The sequence below is a fragment of the Bradyrhizobium sp. UFLA06-24 genome, from assembly GCF_054967145.1.
This window is the reverse complement of sequence record NZ_JADFUE010000038.1, coordinates 16,356-29,629: the sequence shown is the minus strand read 5'-3', so window position 1 is coordinate 29,629 and position 13,274 is coordinate 16,356. Positions and strand designations below refer to the sequence as shown.

At 63.5% G+C, this 13,274-nt stretch carries 24 protein-coding genes; 13 read left to right on the top strand and 11 right to left on the bottom strand.

Features of this window, described 5'->3' with window-relative positions:
* Positions 1 to 62 precede the first annotated feature (62 nt).
* Positions 63 to 596, top strand: coding sequence for a mismatch-specific DNA-glycosylase (locus IF809_RS25990; RefSeq protein WP_462838930.1), 534 nt, complete (start codon positions 63 to 65; stop codon positions 594 to 596).
* Between the two features lie 25 nt (positions 597 to 621).
* Entirely contained in the window at positions 622 to 1,023 is a 402-nt protein-coding gene (locus IF809_RS25985) for a hypothetical protein (protein ID WP_462838929.1), read from the top strand.
* A 131-nt stretch (positions 1,024 to 1,154) separates the two neighbouring features.
* On the opposite strand, the gene IF809_RS25980 is transcribed toward IF809_RS25985, so the two are convergent.
* A complete protein-coding gene (locus IF809_RS25980) occupies positions 1,155 to 1,883 on the bottom strand; it encodes an SDR family oxidoreductase (RefSeq protein WP_453982354.1) in 729 nt (242 codons plus the stop codon).
* A gap of 169 nt (positions 1,884 to 2,052) precedes the next feature.
* On the opposite strand from IF809_RS25980, the gene IF809_RS25975 reads away from it, so the two are divergent.
* Positions 2,053 to 2,469, top strand: coding sequence for a hypothetical protein (locus IF809_RS25975; RefSeq protein ID WP_462838928.1), 417 nt, complete (start codon positions 2,053 to 2,055; stop codon positions 2,467 to 2,469).
* A gap of 150 nt (positions 2,470 to 2,619) precedes the next feature.
* On the opposite strand, the gene IF809_RS25970 is transcribed toward IF809_RS25975, so the two are convergent.
* Entirely contained in the window at positions 2,620 to 3,054 is a 435-nt protein-coding gene (locus IF809_RS25970; protein ID WP_128964636.1) for a hypothetical protein, read from the bottom strand.
* A 227-nt stretch (positions 3,055 to 3,281) separates the two neighbouring features.
* Here IF809_RS25970 and IF809_RS25965 point away from each other — a divergent pair, with 227 nt between their 5' ends.
* From IF809_RS25965 to IF809_RS25950, 4 genes are all read left to right on the top strand, one after another.
* Complete coding sequence (locus IF809_RS25965) at positions 3,282 to 3,482, top strand: hypothetical protein (protein WP_462838927.1); 201 nt, start codon at positions 3,282 to 3,284, stop codon at positions 3,480 to 3,482.
* Positions 3,483 to 3,626: 144 nt separating this feature from the next.
* The gene (locus IF809_RS25960) at positions 3,627 to 3,887 is read left to right on the top strand and encodes a hypothetical protein (RefSeq protein ID WP_164938494.1); all 261 of its coding nucleotides are present in this window, start codon (positions 3,627 to 3,629) and stop codon (positions 3,885 to 3,887) included.
* 208 nt (positions 3,888 to 4,095) lie between these two features.
* Positions 4,096 to 4,347 carry a hypothetical protein gene (locus IF809_RS25955; RefSeq protein WP_453982351.1) on the top strand — a complete coding sequence of 84 codons (252 nt, stop codon included), beginning with the start codon at positions 4,096 to 4,098 and terminating at the stop codon, positions 4,345 to 4,347.
* Between the two features lie 91 nt (positions 4,348 to 4,438).
* Complete coding sequence (locus tag IF809_RS25950) at positions 4,439 to 5,071, top strand: hypothetical protein (RefSeq protein WP_453982350.1); 633 nt, start codon at positions 4,439 to 4,441, stop codon at positions 5,069 to 5,071.
* 6 nt (positions 5,072 to 5,077) lie between these two features.
* On the opposite strand, the gene IF809_RS25945 is transcribed toward IF809_RS25950, so the two are convergent.
* On the bottom strand, positions 5,078 to 5,563 hold the full coding sequence (locus IF809_RS25945) for a J domain-containing protein (RefSeq protein WP_128964632.1): 486 nt from the start codon (positions 5,561 to 5,563) through the stop codon (positions 5,078 to 5,080).
* 111 nt (positions 5,564 to 5,674) lie between these two features.
* Here IF809_RS25945 and IF809_RS25940 point away from each other — a divergent pair, with 111 nt between their 5' ends.
* Both IF809_RS25940 and IF809_RS25935 read left to right on the top strand, forming a co-directional pair.
* Complete coding sequence (locus tag IF809_RS25940) at positions 5,675 to 6,442, top strand: SDR family NAD(P)-dependent oxidoreductase (protein ID WP_462838926.1); 768 nt, start codon at positions 5,675 to 5,677, stop codon at positions 6,440 to 6,442.
* 196 nt (positions 6,443 to 6,638) lie between these two features.
* The gene (locus tag IF809_RS25935; RefSeq protein WP_128964630.1) at positions 6,639 to 6,887 is read left to right on the top strand and encodes a helix-turn-helix domain-containing protein; all 249 of its coding nucleotides are present in this window, start codon (positions 6,639 to 6,641) and stop codon (positions 6,885 to 6,887) included.
* Here IF809_RS25935 and IF809_RS25930 read toward each other — a convergent pair.
* Positions 6,884 to 7,159, bottom strand: coding sequence for a hypothetical protein (locus IF809_RS25930; RefSeq protein ID WP_128964629.1), 276 nt, complete (start codon positions 7,157 to 7,159; stop codon positions 6,884 to 6,886). The two genes, IF809_RS25935 and IF809_RS25930, sit on opposite strands and share 4 nt — an antisense overlap.
* A 155-nt stretch (positions 7,160 to 7,314) precedes the next feature.
* Here IF809_RS25930 and IF809_RS25925 point away from each other — a divergent pair, with 155 nt between their 5' ends.
* Positions 7,315 to 7,854: a collagen-like protein gene (locus tag IF809_RS25925; protein ID WP_462838925.1), complete on the top strand. Its 540-nt coding sequence runs from the start codon at positions 7,315 to 7,317 to the stop codon at positions 7,852 to 7,854.
* 5 nt (positions 7,855 to 7,859) lie between these two features.
* Here IF809_RS25925 and IF809_RS25920 read toward each other — a convergent pair whose 3' ends face one another.
* The 4 genes from IF809_RS25920 to IF809_RS25905 all read right to left on the bottom strand — a co-directional run bounded on the left by IF809_RS25920 (position 7,860) and on the right by IF809_RS25905 (position 9,224).
* Positions 7,860 to 8,075 carry a hypothetical protein gene (locus IF809_RS25920; protein WP_128964627.1) on the bottom strand — a complete coding sequence of 72 codons (216 nt, stop codon included), beginning with the start codon at positions 8,073 to 8,075 and terminating at the stop codon, positions 7,860 to 7,862.
* 95 nt (positions 8,076 to 8,170) lie between these two features.
* A complete protein-coding gene (locus tag IF809_RS25915) occupies positions 8,171 to 8,437 on the bottom strand; it encodes a DUF2277 domain-containing protein (protein WP_128964626.1) in 267 nt (88 codons plus the stop codon).
* A 95-nt stretch (positions 8,438 to 8,532) separates the two neighbouring features.
* A complete protein-coding gene (locus IF809_RS25910; RefSeq protein WP_462838924.1) occupies positions 8,533 to 9,024 on the bottom strand; it encodes a hypothetical protein in 492 nt (163 codons plus the stop codon).
* A gap of 20 nt (positions 9,025 to 9,044) precedes the next feature.
* Complete coding sequence (locus tag IF809_RS25905) at positions 9,045 to 9,224, bottom strand: hypothetical protein (protein WP_462838923.1); 180 nt, start codon at positions 9,222 to 9,224, stop codon at positions 9,045 to 9,047.
* A gap of 140 nt (positions 9,225 to 9,364) precedes the next feature.
* On the opposite strand from IF809_RS25905, the gene IF809_RS25900 reads away from it, so the two are divergent.
* The 3 genes from IF809_RS25900 to IF809_RS25890 all read left to right on the top strand — a co-directional run bounded on the left by IF809_RS25900 (position 9,365) and on the right by IF809_RS25890 (position 11,710).
* On the top strand, positions 9,365 to 9,772 hold the full coding sequence (locus IF809_RS25900) for a nuclear transport factor 2 family protein (RefSeq protein WP_128964624.1): 408 nt from the start codon (positions 9,365 to 9,367) through the stop codon (positions 9,770 to 9,772).
* A gap of 155 nt (positions 9,773 to 9,927) precedes the next feature.
* Positions 9,928 to 10,989 (top strand): alpha/beta fold hydrolase, encoded by a 1,062-nt coding sequence (locus IF809_RS25895; RefSeq protein ID WP_128964623.1) that lies wholly within the window; start codon positions 9,928 to 9,930, stop codon positions 10,987 to 10,989.
* Between the two features lie 118 nt (positions 10,990 to 11,107).
* On the top strand, positions 11,108 to 11,710 hold the full coding sequence (locus tag IF809_RS25890; RefSeq protein WP_128964622.1) for an MSMEG_1061 family FMN-dependent PPOX-type flavoprotein: 603 nt from the start codon (positions 11,108 to 11,110) through the stop codon (positions 11,708 to 11,710).
* A gap of 75 nt (positions 11,711 to 11,785) precedes the next feature.
* On the opposite strand, the gene bfr is transcribed toward IF809_RS25890, so the two are convergent.
* The 3 genes from bfr to IF809_RS25875 all read right to left on the bottom strand — a co-directional run bounded on the left by bfr (position 11,786) and on the right by IF809_RS25875 (position 13,139).
* On the bottom strand, positions 11,786 to 12,274 hold the full coding sequence (gene bfr / locus IF809_RS25885; protein ID WP_024339472.1) for a bacterioferritin: 489 nt from the start codon (positions 12,272 to 12,274) through the stop codon (positions 11,786 to 11,788).
* A gap of 129 nt (positions 12,275 to 12,403) precedes the next feature.
* Positions 12,404 to 12,676 carry a (2Fe-2S)-binding protein gene (locus tag IF809_RS25880; RefSeq protein WP_128964621.1) on the bottom strand — a complete coding sequence of 91 codons (273 nt, stop codon included), beginning with the start codon at positions 12,674 to 12,676 and terminating at the stop codon, positions 12,404 to 12,406.
* 166 nt (positions 12,677 to 12,842) lie between these two features.
* The gene (locus tag IF809_RS25875; protein WP_453982341.1) at positions 12,843 to 13,139 is read right to left on the bottom strand and encodes a hypothetical protein; all 297 of its coding nucleotides are present in this window, start codon (positions 13,137 to 13,139) and stop codon (positions 12,843 to 12,845) included.
* Positions 13,140 to 13,274 lie beyond the last annotated feature (135 nt).

Here is a 13,274-nt window from a genome sequence, read left to right as displayed (position 1 = left end):
CGAACGCACTATCCGGCAGGCTGTTTCCGCGTATTGCTCCGCTCATACGGCTCTGGCCGCGGATGATTAGCGTGTCGAACACTTCCTTCCACCGCCTCCCCGACCAGCTCCGCCCCAACCTCCGCCTCGTCTTCGTCGGCACCGCCGCCTCGACGCGCTCGGCCGAGCTCGGGCATTACTACGCCCATCCCGGCAACCGCTTCTGGCGTGCGCTGCATGAAGCCGGGATCACGCCGCGGCGCTATCAGCCGGGCGAGTTCGCTTCCCTGATCGAGCTCGGCATCGGCTTCACCGATCTCTCCAAGTCGGGGGCCGGAATGGATCACCAGATCGCGGCGGAGACGATCGACGTGCCCGGCTTCAGGGCGAAGATGGAGAAGTACCGGCCGCGAACGATCGCGTTCACGAGCAAGAAGGCGGCGAGCTTGTTTTATGGCAGGCCGTCGAGCGGGATCGTGCTGGGACGGCAACCAACCGAGAGCGGCTTTCCCCACGTCTTCGTGCTGGCTTCGCCATCGGGAACAGCCTCCGGCAGCTGGACACTGGCGCCGTGGCAGGACCTCGCGCAATGGATCAACAGCGCGTATGATGGCTAGAGCGCATCAAGCAAAACTGGAAATCATGCGGAATTTCGTCATCCTGCTACTCTCCTTCGTCCTCTTCAACACGGGTGTTGTCCAATCGCTGGCACAAAGCCAGCCCACTGCAATGCCGATGCCGGCGAACTATCGCGATTACATCGCGACCTATCTCGGCGAACGCAATCACTACGTGGTGCGCGATGCAAAGATCACGAAGCCTTACGAGCAATGGGGCGGCCTGCTCAGGGGCGGCAGGTTTTCCGTAGTCTGCGTTGCCGTCTTTCGCGACAACCCTCTCGGGATCGTCGTCCAGGACAATTGGGCATTCGAGAACGACGGCGGTCGGGTCAAGCCGGTCGAATTGGGGATGGGCAGCTGCAAGCCGCTCTATCCTTTTCCCGAACTCATGAAGGCCCTGGCAGCCCGACCCACAGGCCGATAAATTCGCAGTCCCGTAGGGTGGGCAAGGGCGCGTCAGCCCCGTGCCCACGATTTCTCCGTGATGGATAGAGAACGTGGGCACGTCGCGCGAGGACGCGCGCCTTTGCCTACCCTACGAGAGCATGCCTAAAGCTACAGATCGAAATTCGTCGGCATCATCACGACGTCGCGGATGGTCATGCCGCGCGGCCGCGTCAGCATGAACATCACGACTTCGGCGACTTGGCTGGCCTCGAGGAGGCTTCCGGAGTCCCTTGCGTCCTGCAGCTTCTCCGCCGGCCAGTCCGCGAGCAGCGCGGTGACGACAGGGCCGGGCGAGATCGAACCGACGCGAATGCCGTGCTTGAAGACCTGGCGCCGTACTGTCTGGACGAAGCAGTTGATCGCCCATTTCGACGAGGCATAGACCGGCTCCCACGGCGTCGGGAAATGCGCCGCCAGCGAGCTCGTGACGATGATGTCGCCGCTGCCGCGCGCGATCATGTGCGGCAGCACGTCGTGCACGTTCTTCATCACGACGTTGACGTTGAGGTTCAGCATCCGGTCGATCGCGGTGGTGTCGGCATCGACCAGGTCGCCGCCGACATAGCTGCCCGCATTCGCATGCAGGATGTCGAGCTGCCCTGCCGTCTGCAGAATACGCGGCAGCAGCGTTGCGCAGTCTTGGGGATCGAGAAGGTCGACGACCAGCGGGATCGCGGCCTCGCCATGCTTGTGGCTGAGCGCCTGCAGCGCGGCCTCGTCGCGGTCGACCAGCACCACGCGCGCGCCGGCGGCCAGCATCGCTTCAGTGCTCGCCAGCCCGATGCCCGAGGCGGCCCCGGTCACGGCAGCCACCTTGCCTTTCAATTCGTTTCCCATGAGATCACCATTTCAGATCACCATTTCGCTGATGTCAGGCAGTATAACGACGGAAAGCAACGTCGCGCAGGGACTATTGCAAGCGCGTGACGGCAGGGATACGACTTTGAGTGGAACAGCTTCGCGCCGGACATCAACCGGCTCACATCAATTCGAGGAAGCCGCCAATTTGAGCGACGATCTCTCCGGTGTCTGGGACGGCACTTACATCCAGCCTGGCACGGGAATGGTCACGTTCACGGCGACCCTGATCGAGGCCGGCGGTGCGCTGAGCGGCAGCATCAGCGAGCCCTGCTCCAATCCGCACTGCCCGATACGAACCCACAGCGCCTCGATCTCGGGCCATCGCGCCGGCAGCGTCGTGTCCTTCGTCAAACGCTACGAGCCGCCGGGCTACGGCTTCGACACCGTCCAGTACGACGGCATCATGAACGGCGAGGCGACCGAGATCGACGGGCGCTGGCGGCTGCCTGGCGCCTCGGGATCGTTCCTGATGATCCGCTCGGGAAAACGCGCGCAGGCGAGCATGACTGACGACAAGGCCAAGCAGCCGGCACGCCTTACGGGCGGGTGCATGCGATGGTGAGTGGGTAATCCTTCTCGTCATTGCGAGCCAACGGGTCCGCGCAAAGCGCGGCCCGATGACAGGCTCCGCGAAGCAATCCAGGAGTTGTTCCGCGGAGGGATTCCGGATTGCTTTGCTGCGCTCGCAATGACGGTGTTGATGCAGCGTGCCTTACCGCATCGTGATCGCAAGTCCGCTCAGATCCGCGTTCGCCATCAGGCCGACCTGGGTGCCGGTCAGCTCCAGCACCGCGCCCTTCTGGTTGGTCAGCACGATGGCGCGCGCGCCGCGGCCGACGGCAAGGCCCGCACCGGCGGCACCGTAGACGCCGGCGACGTCCGAGGGACGATAGATGTTGGAGACGCGGCCGCGAAGCACGGTCTTGGAGCCGCCGAAGACGAGACCGTAATCGAGCCCGCCGGTCGAGAGGCCATAGGAGCGGCCGTGGAAGTTCAGAACGCCCGAGCCGCCGGAGCCGCCGATGATCCAGCCCGCCTTGTAGATCGTCAGCACCACGGTGCCGTCGTCGGCCCGCGCCGCGGTCGAGAGGCCGGCCAGCGCGGCAAGGACGACGAGCGCGGCACGCAAGGTGGAAGCAATCTTCATGGGGCGTCTCCGAGGGCTATTTTTCAAGGGAGGGAAAACGAATCCGACGCCGCAATTTATCCGATCGAACGCGGCGGCAACATGATGAGGGTACGGGTGCGAGGGGCAAGATGCAGCTCCGCATTCAACTGTCATCGCCCGGCTCGACCGGGCGATCCAGTACGCCGAGACGGCTATGATTGAACCGACAGGCCGCGGCGTACTGGATGCCCCGGTCAAGCCGGGGCATGACAGCGGCGTTCGACGCTGCATGGGTCGCACCCGCACTTTACAACCATGCCATCCTGCACCTGTTTTGCCCGACGGGTCAACAAAAATTTCCGACTTCCCGAATTCGAATTTTGCCAATCGTTTCTACTGTGCATGGGGTTGTTTTCACGATTTCCGTTGCTGATGACCGTCGCGGCATTGCCGATGCTGACGAATGAGCCTGTGTGTCCTGCGGGGCACGCAAGCAAACCAAGTGGCCGCGCCGGTCTGACATGTCCGTGAAAGCCGGCGCGCCGGCTTGCAAAGGGGCTGTTTTTACCGCACGAATTTTCCGCTCACCCTTCCCCACCAGGAGATATTTCATGCGTCGCGTTCTCGCCCTTTGTGCCGTTGCCGGCATCGCCAGTTCCGTCTTCGCCGTGCCCGCGTCCGCGAAGACAGGCTATTACGTGATCCGCTGGGACAACACGGGGATCTGCCAGGTCTGGAACGAGGACCTGAAGTACAAGCCGTTCCAGTGGGGCGCCTCGACCTACAAGGTCGTCAGCAAGCCGCTCCCGACCTTCACGCAGGCGTCCGACCTGCAGATCAAGATGCGCGCCGAGCACCGCTGCACGCTCTGAGCTGTCACGACGATCCACTGCCGGAGGGCGGGCCTGCGCGAGCAGCCCGCCTTTTTCTTTTGCATCGGCCCACAGGCGCGATTTGAACCTGATCGGCGCATGGAACTACTCACCCCTTGTCCGGGGCGCACGCTTAAGGAGCGTCCCGCACTCCCCTCCCCGCATTGCCGGGAGGCGCATCACATCTTTCAATTTGAGGAGCTGATCCATGCGTCGTATTTCCATGCTCTGCGCGGCCGCCGGTCTCGCCGCCGCCGCCTTCGTCGCCGCGAGCCCGGCCGAAGCCGGCTATCACCTGATCCGCTGGCACGACAGCGGCGTGTGCCAGATCTGGGACGAGAGCATCCCGACCACGCCGTGGCCGGCCGGCTATCACCGCGCCAGCGCCTCGGTGCCGACCTTCCTCGACGCGCTCGCGCTGAAGGACCACGCGCTGAAGGCCGGTCACTGCAGCTGGTAACAATTCGATCGGCGGACGACAGGGCCGGGCAAGGATGCGGTGCTAGCATCCTTGCCCGGTCGTTTTTCATTTCGCGGATTGGAGCCGGTCGATGCGCGTGATCACAGCCTCAGCCCTCGCGGCTTCGCTCCTGCTCGCGGTGGCGGCGCAGGCCCAGGCGCCGCAATCCTTCCGCGTGATCTCGCCGATCTTCGGCCAGCTCGTCTCTTTCGCGATGCCATCGAATTTCACCGTGGTGTTCGAGAACACCAAGGGCGGTCATTACATCCGCGAAGCCGTGCTGAGCGGCGAGACGCCCGAGCGCTGGACGCAGATGATCACGGTCAGCGGCGAGAAGGGCATGGCCTTGACGCCAGGCCACTCGCCGCAAGTTTTTGCGAGCACGATCGCCGCCGGCTTCAAGTCGGCCTGTCCCGACAGTTTCGCGGCGAGGGCTGTGGGCGAGACGACATTCGGCCGCTTCGAGGGCTTCGTCGCGGTGATCGGTTGCGGCCGCATCGACAGCGGCCCGACCCGGCACAGCGAGACGACGCTCCTGATCACGCTCAAGGGCGCGACCGATTATTACACCATCCAATGGGCTGAGCGCGGCCCCGAAAGCGACGAGCCGCCCATCCACGACACCAGCTGGGACGCGCGCCTCCGCGATCTCGGCCCGATCGATCTCTGTCCGATCGTCGCGGGCGAAGATGCGCCCTATCCGAGCTGCGTCGACAAGAGCTGAGCGCCCTCAAGCGTCCTTGTGCGCGCCGGGATGAATCAACACATCGCGCGCGGCGGAGAGGTCGATGAAGGCCTGCGCGCTGCCGCCCTGGTCGGGATGCATCCCCTTGGCGGCGCGGCGATAGGCCTGGTTGATGTCGTCGCAGGTGAGCTGCACCGCGAGCGGCAGGCCCAGCATCTTGCGGGCGCGATCCTCGCTGGACAGCTTCTTCGGCGTCGCATTGCGTCGGCCGAAGCGCGGCGCGGTCAGATCATGGACGACATCGAGGATCACGCCGACGCGGCGCCGGGCGGCCAGCGTGACGCCGTGATCGTCATTGTCCGCGGCCTGGCGGAGGACGGGCAGCGCCTGCTCGGCGGCCTGCCGCAACGTGGCATCCGTGCTCATCCTGACGATTTCGGCCACGAGCCGGCCGGCCTCGGCCCAATCGGCATCAACCGCCGACCGCAGGCGCTCCAGCGCCAGTTTCCAGGATTCAAGTCGTTCCATCATGCGCGCAACGTTTAGCAATGAAGACGAGTATGCCAAGGCGGCCGTTTCCGACCCCTTAATTTCGGGTTAGCCTTTCATGAAACTTAGAAACGAATCCGGAAGGAAACCGTCATGGCATTGCTCGCAAACCACGTCGCCGTCGTCACGGGCGCAGGCTCCGGCATCGGCCGGGCGATCGCCGCCGGCTACGCCCGCGAGGGCGCGCAAGTGGTGCTGCTGGACGTCAATGCCGAGACGGTCGCGGAGGCCGCCCGAGAGATCCGAAAATCGGGCGGCAAGGCCGAGAGCTTTGCGCTCGACGTGACCAGGCGCGAGGATTGCTTCGCGCTGGCCAAACAGGTGGCCGACAAGGTCGGGCAGGTCTCGATCCTCGTCAACAACGCCGGTATCACCCGCCGCAACGCCTTCACCGCGGAAACGGAAACCGTGGCGAAGGACTGGAACGACATCATCTCGCTGAACCTCAACGGCGTCTTCAACATGACGCAGGCGTTCCTCGCGCCCTTGCGCGCAAGCAAGGGCCGGATCGTCAATATCGGCTCGATCCAGTCTTTCGTGCATCTGCGCACGCCGAGCTCGGCGGCGTACACCACGTCAAAACACGGCGTGCTCGGCTTCACCAAAGCGCTCGCGGTCGAGCTCGGCAAGGAGGGCGTGCGCGTCAACGCGATCGGGCCAGGCTTCATCGAGACCAACATCAACGCCAATGTACGCGCCACCAATCCCGCATTGGTGCAGGCCTTCGTCGACCACACTCCGCTCGCGCGCACCGGCAAGCCCGAGGACATCGTGGGCCCCGCGATCTTCCTCGCCTCGGACCTGTCGTCTTACGTCACAGGAACGATCGTGATGGTGGACGGCGGATATCGCACGGTGTGAGCAAGTTAGGCCCGCTTCACGACGCATCTCGTGCCAATCGCGGCAACGCGGCGGCATTCCCAAGGTCAATTCGTGCGCTCGCGCGGAATTAACCTTTCATTAACCAAATCCGCCGACCGTAGATCTACGGCTTGGGGTCGTTTGTTCTCGATCCGCTTCCAACGATGGAAGCGGGCGTTGATCGGGGAGTGTGTTGATGACCACTGTTCATGTCGCGGCGCCCGAGCGGGGCGCGCAGTTCCTTGCACCCAACGAGATCGTTCCACTGCTGATCGGCGCAACTGTCGGCGAGGTCGAGCGCGAGCTCGTGCTGCAGACCCTCGCACGCTGCGACGGCAACCGCACGCGCGCCTCGCGCGTGCTCGGCCTGTCAGTGCGGACGCTGCGCAACAAGATCAGGCTCTATGCGGCTTCCGGCATCGAGGTGCCGGCCTATCATGACTAGCGCGTGACGGTGCGATCGTTCCGCGCGCTATCTGCGCGGAAGACCATCTGATGAAGCTTGCTGCCGACGAGCACCGACAACGTGATGATCGCGACCCAGGCTGCGGTCAGCGCGATTGCGCGTAGCGCAAAGGCCGTCAGGATCGCCCATGAGGCCTGCGGCTCTTCGGCGTAGCCGACCGGCACGACATCCGGCACGAGCAGATGAGCGAGGCCGATCGCCGCCGCGAGCACGATTGCCGCCAGACAAAAGACTTTCCACGCCGCGCGCATCGGTCGCTCCTCGCAAGGATTGTGGCCGCGACATCAATCACACGGCGCACCCTGTCGCGGATTGATGTTGATCAAGCCCGGCATGATGTGCGGGCGGAATTGCTGCTGTCGCCAAACGCCGCTAAGTAGCTTGCGTGCGCAGAAGGAGCAGCGGCGTGGCAGACGAACAGGGACGGCCGGGACCTCAGGGTCCGCGCGGACGACAGGGCGAGCCGGGACGGCCGGGACCGCAGGGGCATCCCGGCAAGCGCGGCCCGGATGGCGCACGCGGCAAGCCGGGACCGCAGGGCAAGCCAGGTCCGGCCGGAAAGGCTGGCCCGCAGGGTAAGCCTGGCGTGCCGGGCAAGCCAGGGGAAGCAGGTCCGCGGGGAGCAGCGGGACCACAGGGCCCCGCCGGTCCGCAAGGACCCGTTGGTCCGCAGGGACCCGCCGGTCCTCAAGGCCCGCGCGGCGAAGCGGGTCCGCCGGGCCAATTGCCGTCGATCGAGCAGGTGCTGCCGTGGCTCGAGCAGTTGTTCGATGCCTGGGACGAACGCCGCCGCCGGCGTGAGCAGGAGGCCGCCGAACGCGCGGCACTCGAAGCCGCCGTGCACGAGGCCGGCGATGCCTCCTCCGATGAAGGTGGCGAGAGCGACGAAGGCGAAGGCGGCGAGCGCAAGAAGAAGAAAAAGAAGAAGCACGGCCACAAAGACTAGCCGGTCTACTTGGCCTGATCCTCAGGCCCCGGCAACATGCCCATGCGCTCGAATTGCCAGCGCATGGCGCGATACCAGAGATAGCCGACCGCTGTCCCGCAGAAGGCGAGGATCACGACATTCGCGCTCGAGAACGAGCCGCTCCACCACATCATCCACGCGGTCCACAACAGCGTGAAAACGATGGCACCTGCTTTCAGCGGAATAAGGGGGCGGTTCATGGTCCTGCTCCGGGTTGTCAAAACCCCGGCGCACATCATCGCGCATGAGCGCCCCCCGCTTCCGTGAGTCAGGTCACGGTGGAGCTTGCCGCCCTCTAGCCGAAGCGCAGCCGCGAACGCTCCCTTGCCTTCTCCGCCTCGACCTCGCGGTCGCGCGCCGGCGCGTGGGTATGCAGCGAGGTCAGCAGCCGCCGAGCTGCCTCCGAGACCTCAGCCACCGCGCGCTCGAATGCGGCCTCGTTGGCCTGCGACGGCTTGTTGAAGCCGGAGAGCTTTCGCACGAACTGGAGCGCGCTGGCATGAATCTCGTCTTCGGTCGCCGGCGGCTCGAAATTGAACAGCGTCTTGATGTTGCGGCACATAGTTCCTCCTGGAAGGCGATCCTGCTCAAGGACGATCGGCGGCCGCCGAATGCTACATGCGGGATCTGCCAGTGTCACCGTCATCCGGCGCGGCTTCAGAACGGAATTGAAACGCCGAGCCGTTCGAAGAACGCCCGGCCCCTCGGGGTAAGACGGAGCGCGCGTGGAACGCGGTGCGGCGCCAGCGCATGCGTCGCAATCAGCCGCTTCAGGATCGCATTGGCGAACGGTCCTGCCAGATGCGGCACACGCTCGGTCCAATCGTTGCAGAGCCGCAAAGGTGCATCACGACCCGGCTTGAAGTCGACGGCCTCCGCACGACACCAGGCGAGTCCCTCGTCGGTGATGAAAGCCTCGCGCCCGCGCAGAGCTATCAGCTTCCTGGCCAGCAACCCGTGTCTCAGCGCCACGCCGAGCTGGCCGGCGAGATGGCAATAGCAGGTCCGCGACTGACGGAGCGGCATCGGCACGCCTCGCGCACGTTCCGCATGCTCGGTCCTGGCCGCGACATTAACGAGATTTTCGATCAGCCCCGCGACCTCATCGTCCGCGATCCGGTAGTAGCGGAACCGACCCTGCTGCCACACCGAGAGCAGACGCGCCTCGGTCAGCTTTGAAGATGCGCGCTGGCGCTTTGCGGCGATACGCCGGCAAGCAGTGCCAGCTCGCCTGCGGGTAGCGCCTTGCCGCCGAACAGAGCACTCACCATGGCCTCGCGCGCGGGATCGCTCAAGGCATCGGTAAGCCGCGAAAACCCCGAGTGTACCGATTGTCTGGCTGCGCCCATCAAAACCTCCCGCCCATGTGGACCTGCCGCCACGTCATCGCATCGTTCCAGAGCCGGACATTTCAGAATTCAATGAAACTTCAAGGCCGCGTTCTTTGCGATCTCCCGAGATACCGTCCCAAATCCAGAGGAGTACAACAATGGTCTACGAAGCCCACCGGAGCGATGCAGAACGCATCTGCAGACTCTGGGATGAAGCCCTCGGCAACAAGGACCTCGAGGCGTCGCTCGCACTTTATGCCGATGACGCATCCATCGAAAGCCCGTTGGTCCAGCATCTCATGAACACTCCCACCGGGATCGTCCAGGGCAGGGACAATCTGCGTGTCTTCATTACGCGCGTGTTCCAGACCAATCCGCCGCAGCGAAAGCGCTTCAAGCAGGGCTTCTTCACCGATGGCCGGATCGTCACCTGGGAATATCCACGCGTCGCTCCCGATGGCGAGCAGATGGAGCTGGTCGAGATCATGGAGATCGACAATGGACTGATCCAGCGTCACAGAGTCTACTGGGGCTGGTATGCGCTTGGTTTGCTCCGGGAGCATTAGGCCGCCAGCCTCGCCGCCTCCAGATATTCCCCTTGCGCGACGCATCAATTGCGAAAAGTTTTGGCTGCGGACAGCACATCGGCACTCGATCATCCGAGTGAGGCTGATAATATCGAGTGCGAAGCGGCCGGATGGCCGCAGCGGGGAGGAAACTCATGAAGTTCTCGAGCGCGCTGCTTGCCGCAGCCTTGCTGTCGTTCTCGATTCCGGCGCTGGCAACCGATTACCCTGCGCCGAAGCAAGGCGACTGGATCGCGAAAGATTTCAAATTCCACACCGGCGAGGTCATGCCGGACCTGAAGCTCCATTACACCACCATCGGTGACCCAAGCGGACAACCGGTGCTGGTGCTGCACGGCACCGGCGGCTCGGGTGCGAGCATGCTGACGCCCGCCTTCGCGGGCGAGATGTTCGGTGCCGGACAGCCGCTCGATGCTTCCAAATATTATATCATCCTTCCCGATGCGATCGGCCATGGCAAATCGTCAAAGCCGTCCGATGGGATGAAGACGAGCTTTCCCAAATACGATTACGACGACATGGTCGAGGCTCAGCATCGTCTCGTGACTGAAGGACTCGGCATCAAGCACCTGCGCCTCGTGATCGGCAACTCCATGGGCGGCATGCAGACCTGGCTGTGGGGCGAGAAATATCCCAAGGACATGGACGCGCTGGTGCCGATGGCCTCACAGCCGACCGAGATGGCATCGCGCAACTGGATGATGCGGCGGATCATGCTCGACACCATCCGCAACGATCCCGACTACAATGGCGGCAATTACACCAGCCAGCCGCGCATGATGAAATACGCCATCACGGCCTATGGCATCGCCAGCATCGGCGGCACGCTCGCTTATCAGCAGCAGGCGCCGACCGCGGCTAAGGCCGACAAGATCGTCGACGAGCGGCTGGGGACGCCGATCACGGCGGACGCCAACGACTACGTCTACCAGTGGGAGTCCTCGCACGACTACAACGCCGGCGACAAATTGGAGCAGATCGAGGCAACGCTGCTGCTGATCAATTCCGCCGATGATGAGCGCAATCCGCCGGAAACCGGCATCACGGACGCGGCAATGAAGCGGGTCAAGAACGGCAAACTGTATCTCATCCCTGCAAGCACCGAGACGCGCGGCCACGGCACCACCGGGAATGCGAAGTTCTACAGCGAGCAGGTCCGCCAATTGCTGCAAACCGCGCCGCAGCGCACGATGTAGGCCGGATTCATCGCGCTGCGATCCTCATCAGCTACTTTCGGCACCTGTCTGGCATGGCTTCCATGCTGGAGACCGGCCGATCGGGTACTTTGCCCCAAACCAATACGGAGGTACGCCGTTGACCGACCTTTGCGCTGAAGAGCTCGCCACCATTTATGCAAAGCCGACGGCGCGTGTGATCGCGAAGGCGCGCCCCGCGATCGATGCGCATGCGAGGAAGTTCATCGAGATGTCGCCATTCTGCGTGCTTGCGACGTCAGGCATCGACGGCAGCGTCGACGCCTCACCGCGCGGCGGCAGCGTTGGCTTCGTCCATGTCACCGGCCCTAATCAGTTGCGGATGCCGGACCGTGCCGGCAACAACCGCATCGACAGCTTTCGCAACGTCGTCGAGGGGTCGGGCTTCGTGCACCTGTTGTTCTTCGTGCCCGGGATCGACGAGACACTGCGCGTCGGCGGACGCGGCACGCTTTCGGCCGATCCGGATCTGCTCGCCTCGATGGTGGAGTTCGGCAAGCCTCCGCGCGCGGTGCTGAACGTTGCCGTCAGCGAAGTTTATTTCCACTGCGGCAAAGCGCTGATGCGCTCAAAGCTGTGGTCGCCAGAGAAAGTGCAGCGCTCGGTGATGCCGAGCATCAGCCAAGTCATCCACGACCAGACCAGCCTCGGCGAGCCGGAGAGCCAGGAGATTGTGGAAGAACGCTACAAGGCGCAGCTATAGCTCGCGCCCAAATAAAAATGTCGTCCCGGAAAGCCGGGACGACATCGAGGCGTGCTGCTGATGTTGGCGCTGAGCTTAGTGCCCCTCGCCCTCGAGCCCGCCGACATGCTTCTGGGTGTAGAGTTCAAGACCGATCCGGCCGATCAGGTCGAGCTGGGTTTCGAGGAAGTCGATGTGGTGCTCCTCGTCGCTCATCAGCTTCTCGAACAGGTCGCGAGTGACGTAATCCTTGGCGCCGTGGCAATAGGTCGCCGCTTCCTGGTAGAGCGCCCGAGCGCTCATTTCAGCGGCGAGATCGCATTCGATGATCTCCTTGACGTTCTGGCCGATGCGCAGCGGATCGAGCACCTGCATGTTCGGGAAGCCGTCGAGAAACAGGATGCGTGCGGTGAGCTTGTCGGCGTGCTCCATCTCCTCGATGGACTCCTTGCGCCAGACCTTGGCCATGTCGAGGAGGCCCCAATTGTCGAGGAAGCGATAATGCAGCCAGTACTGGTTGATCGCAGTCAGCTCATGACGCAGCGCCTTGTTGAGATAGTCGATGACTTTTGCGTCGCCCTGCATAGTTCACTCCAGCTCTTGCAGTTCAAATGGGCCGTGTCCGATTTTAGAAAGTTTCTAAGTCAGGTCAAATACGGGGGCAAGCGGCTACGGGGACGCAGCCGGGGAAAAGCTCAGCCAATGGCGTGAAATTCAGCAGGCCGCGAGGGCGAACTGGACGGGCTCAGCGATCTCGTCGTTCGCAGCCACCGTGTGGCTGTGCGGGCAACCGGCGCAGCAGGACTGCGCACAGGGGCCAAGCGCTTCGTCGATGATGGTCTTGATGGTGCGCGCGCAACGGCCGCATTCGGCGCTACAGCCCAAACATCCATAGACCTGCTTGGCATGACGCACGGCATCGTCGGACTCGGCGACGGCGGCGCGGATGTCGTCATCACTCAGCACGTTACAGGAACAAACGATCATGAAGTGGTAGGCCCTTCGGTGATGCGCCATCATCGATATTGAACGGGCCGGCCCGATGCAAAAGGAAAAACCGGTATTTGAAGCTATTCCAAACTGGCCCGTTCATAGCCTAGAACGGCTCTAAAACAGGGCGTTGCGCTGGATCAAGGGGATACCCTGATCGGTCCTAGTCGCCGCCACCGCCTCCTCCACCGTCGCCGCCTCCGCCGCAATCGCCGCCCACGCTGCTATCGCTGGACGAGCAGCTGCTGCCCTCGGCCGCGCTCCCGGAACTGTCGCTGGAAAACCAGCTTCCCAGCGAGAAACCGTCGTTCGGCGTATCTGAATAGGTGTCACCGCCTCCGCCGTCGCCGCCTGCTCTGGCGCGCGGGCGCGGCGCTCGGCTCTGCAAATGGGTCATCAGGGCATAGCCGATCACGCCGACGGCCCCGAAGGCGATCAGGGCATCGGTGAGGATGTTCATCGTCGTCTCCTGGGCAAAAAGCCGTGACTTCCAGCATTTGGTCGCACCCGGCCCACGAACCGTTCATTGATCGTTCAAGCGAAATATGGAACTTTAGCCGCAAGAGTTCCGCGTTCGCTGTGAAAGGTCGCTCCG

Excerpts from the sequence above, each read along its gene's own strand:
- IF809_RS25965 (WP_462838927.1), top strand. The coding sequence starts at position 3,282 with ATGACAGCGGCGTTCGACGCTGCATGGGTCGCACCCGCACTTTACAAC.
- IF809_RS25985 (WP_462838929.1), top strand. The coding sequence starts at position 622 with ATGCGGAATTTCGTCATCCTGCTACTCTCCTTCGTCCTCTTCAACACG.
- IF809_RS25940 (WP_462838926.1), top strand. The coding sequence starts at position 5,675 with ATGGCATTGCTCGCAAACCACGTCGCCGTCGTCACGGGCGCAGGCTCC.
- IF809_RS25900 (WP_128964624.1), top strand. The coding sequence starts at position 9,365 with ATGGTCTACGAAGCCCACCGGAGCGATGCAGAACGCATCTGCAGACTC.
- IF809_RS25955 (WP_453982351.1), top strand. The coding sequence starts at position 4,096 with ATGCGTCGTATTTCCATGCTCTGCGCGGCCGCCGGTCTCGCCGCCGCC.
- IF809_RS25875 (WP_453982341.1), bottom strand. The coding sequence starts at position 13,139 with ATGAACATCCTCACCGATGCCCTGATCGCCTTCGGGGCCGTCGGCGTG.
- IF809_RS25895 (WP_128964623.1), top strand. The coding sequence starts at position 9,928 with ATGAAGTTCTCGAGCGCGCTGCTTGCCGCAGCCTTGCTGTCGTTCTCG.
- IF809_RS25990 (WP_462838930.1), top strand. The coding sequence starts at position 63 with ATGATTAGCGTGTCGAACACTTCCTTCCACCGCCTCCCCGACCAGCTC.
- IF809_RS25905 (WP_462838923.1), bottom strand. The coding sequence starts at position 9,224 with ATGGGCGCAGCCAGACAATCGGTACACTCGGGGTTTTCGCGGCTTACC.
- IF809_RS25980 (WP_453982354.1), bottom strand. The coding sequence starts at position 1,883 with ATGGGAAACGAATTGAAAGGCAAGGTGGCTGCCGTGACCGGGGCCGCC.
- IF809_RS25930 (WP_128964629.1), bottom strand. The coding sequence starts at position 7,159 with ATGCGCGCGGCGTGGAAAGTCTTTTGTCTGGCGGCAATCGTGCTCGCG.
- IF809_RS25945 (WP_128964632.1), bottom strand. The coding sequence starts at position 5,563 with ATGATGGAACGACTTGAATCCTGGAAACTGGCGCTGGAGCGCCTGCGG.
- IF809_RS25935 (WP_128964630.1), top strand. The coding sequence starts at position 6,639 with ATGACCACTGTTCATGTCGCGGCGCCCGAGCGGGGCGCGCAGTTCCTT.
- IF809_RS25950 (WP_453982350.1), top strand. The coding sequence starts at position 4,439 with ATGCGCGTGATCACAGCCTCAGCCCTCGCGGCTTCGCTCCTGCTCGCG.
- IF809_RS25970 (WP_128964636.1), bottom strand. The coding sequence starts at position 3,054 with ATGAAGATTGCTTCCACCTTGCGTGCCGCGCTCGTCGTCCTTGCCGCG.
- IF809_RS25915 (WP_128964626.1), bottom strand. The coding sequence starts at position 8,437 with ATGTGCCGCAACATCAAGACGCTGTTCAATTTCGAGCCGCCGGCGACC.
- IF809_RS25960 (WP_164938494.1), top strand. The coding sequence starts at position 3,627 with ATGCGTCGCGTTCTCGCCCTTTGTGCCGTTGCCGGCATCGCCAGTTCC.
- IF809_RS25920 (WP_128964627.1), bottom strand. The coding sequence starts at position 8,075 with ATGAACCGCCCCCTTATTCCGCTGAAAGCAGGTGCCATCGTTTTCACG.
- bfr (WP_024339472.1), bottom strand. The coding sequence starts at position 12,274 with ATGCAGGGCGACGCAAAAGTCATCGACTATCTCAACAAGGCGCTGCGT.
- IF809_RS25880 (WP_128964621.1), bottom strand. The coding sequence starts at position 12,676 with ATGATCGTTTGTTCCTGTAACGTGCTGAGTGATGACGACATCCGCGCC.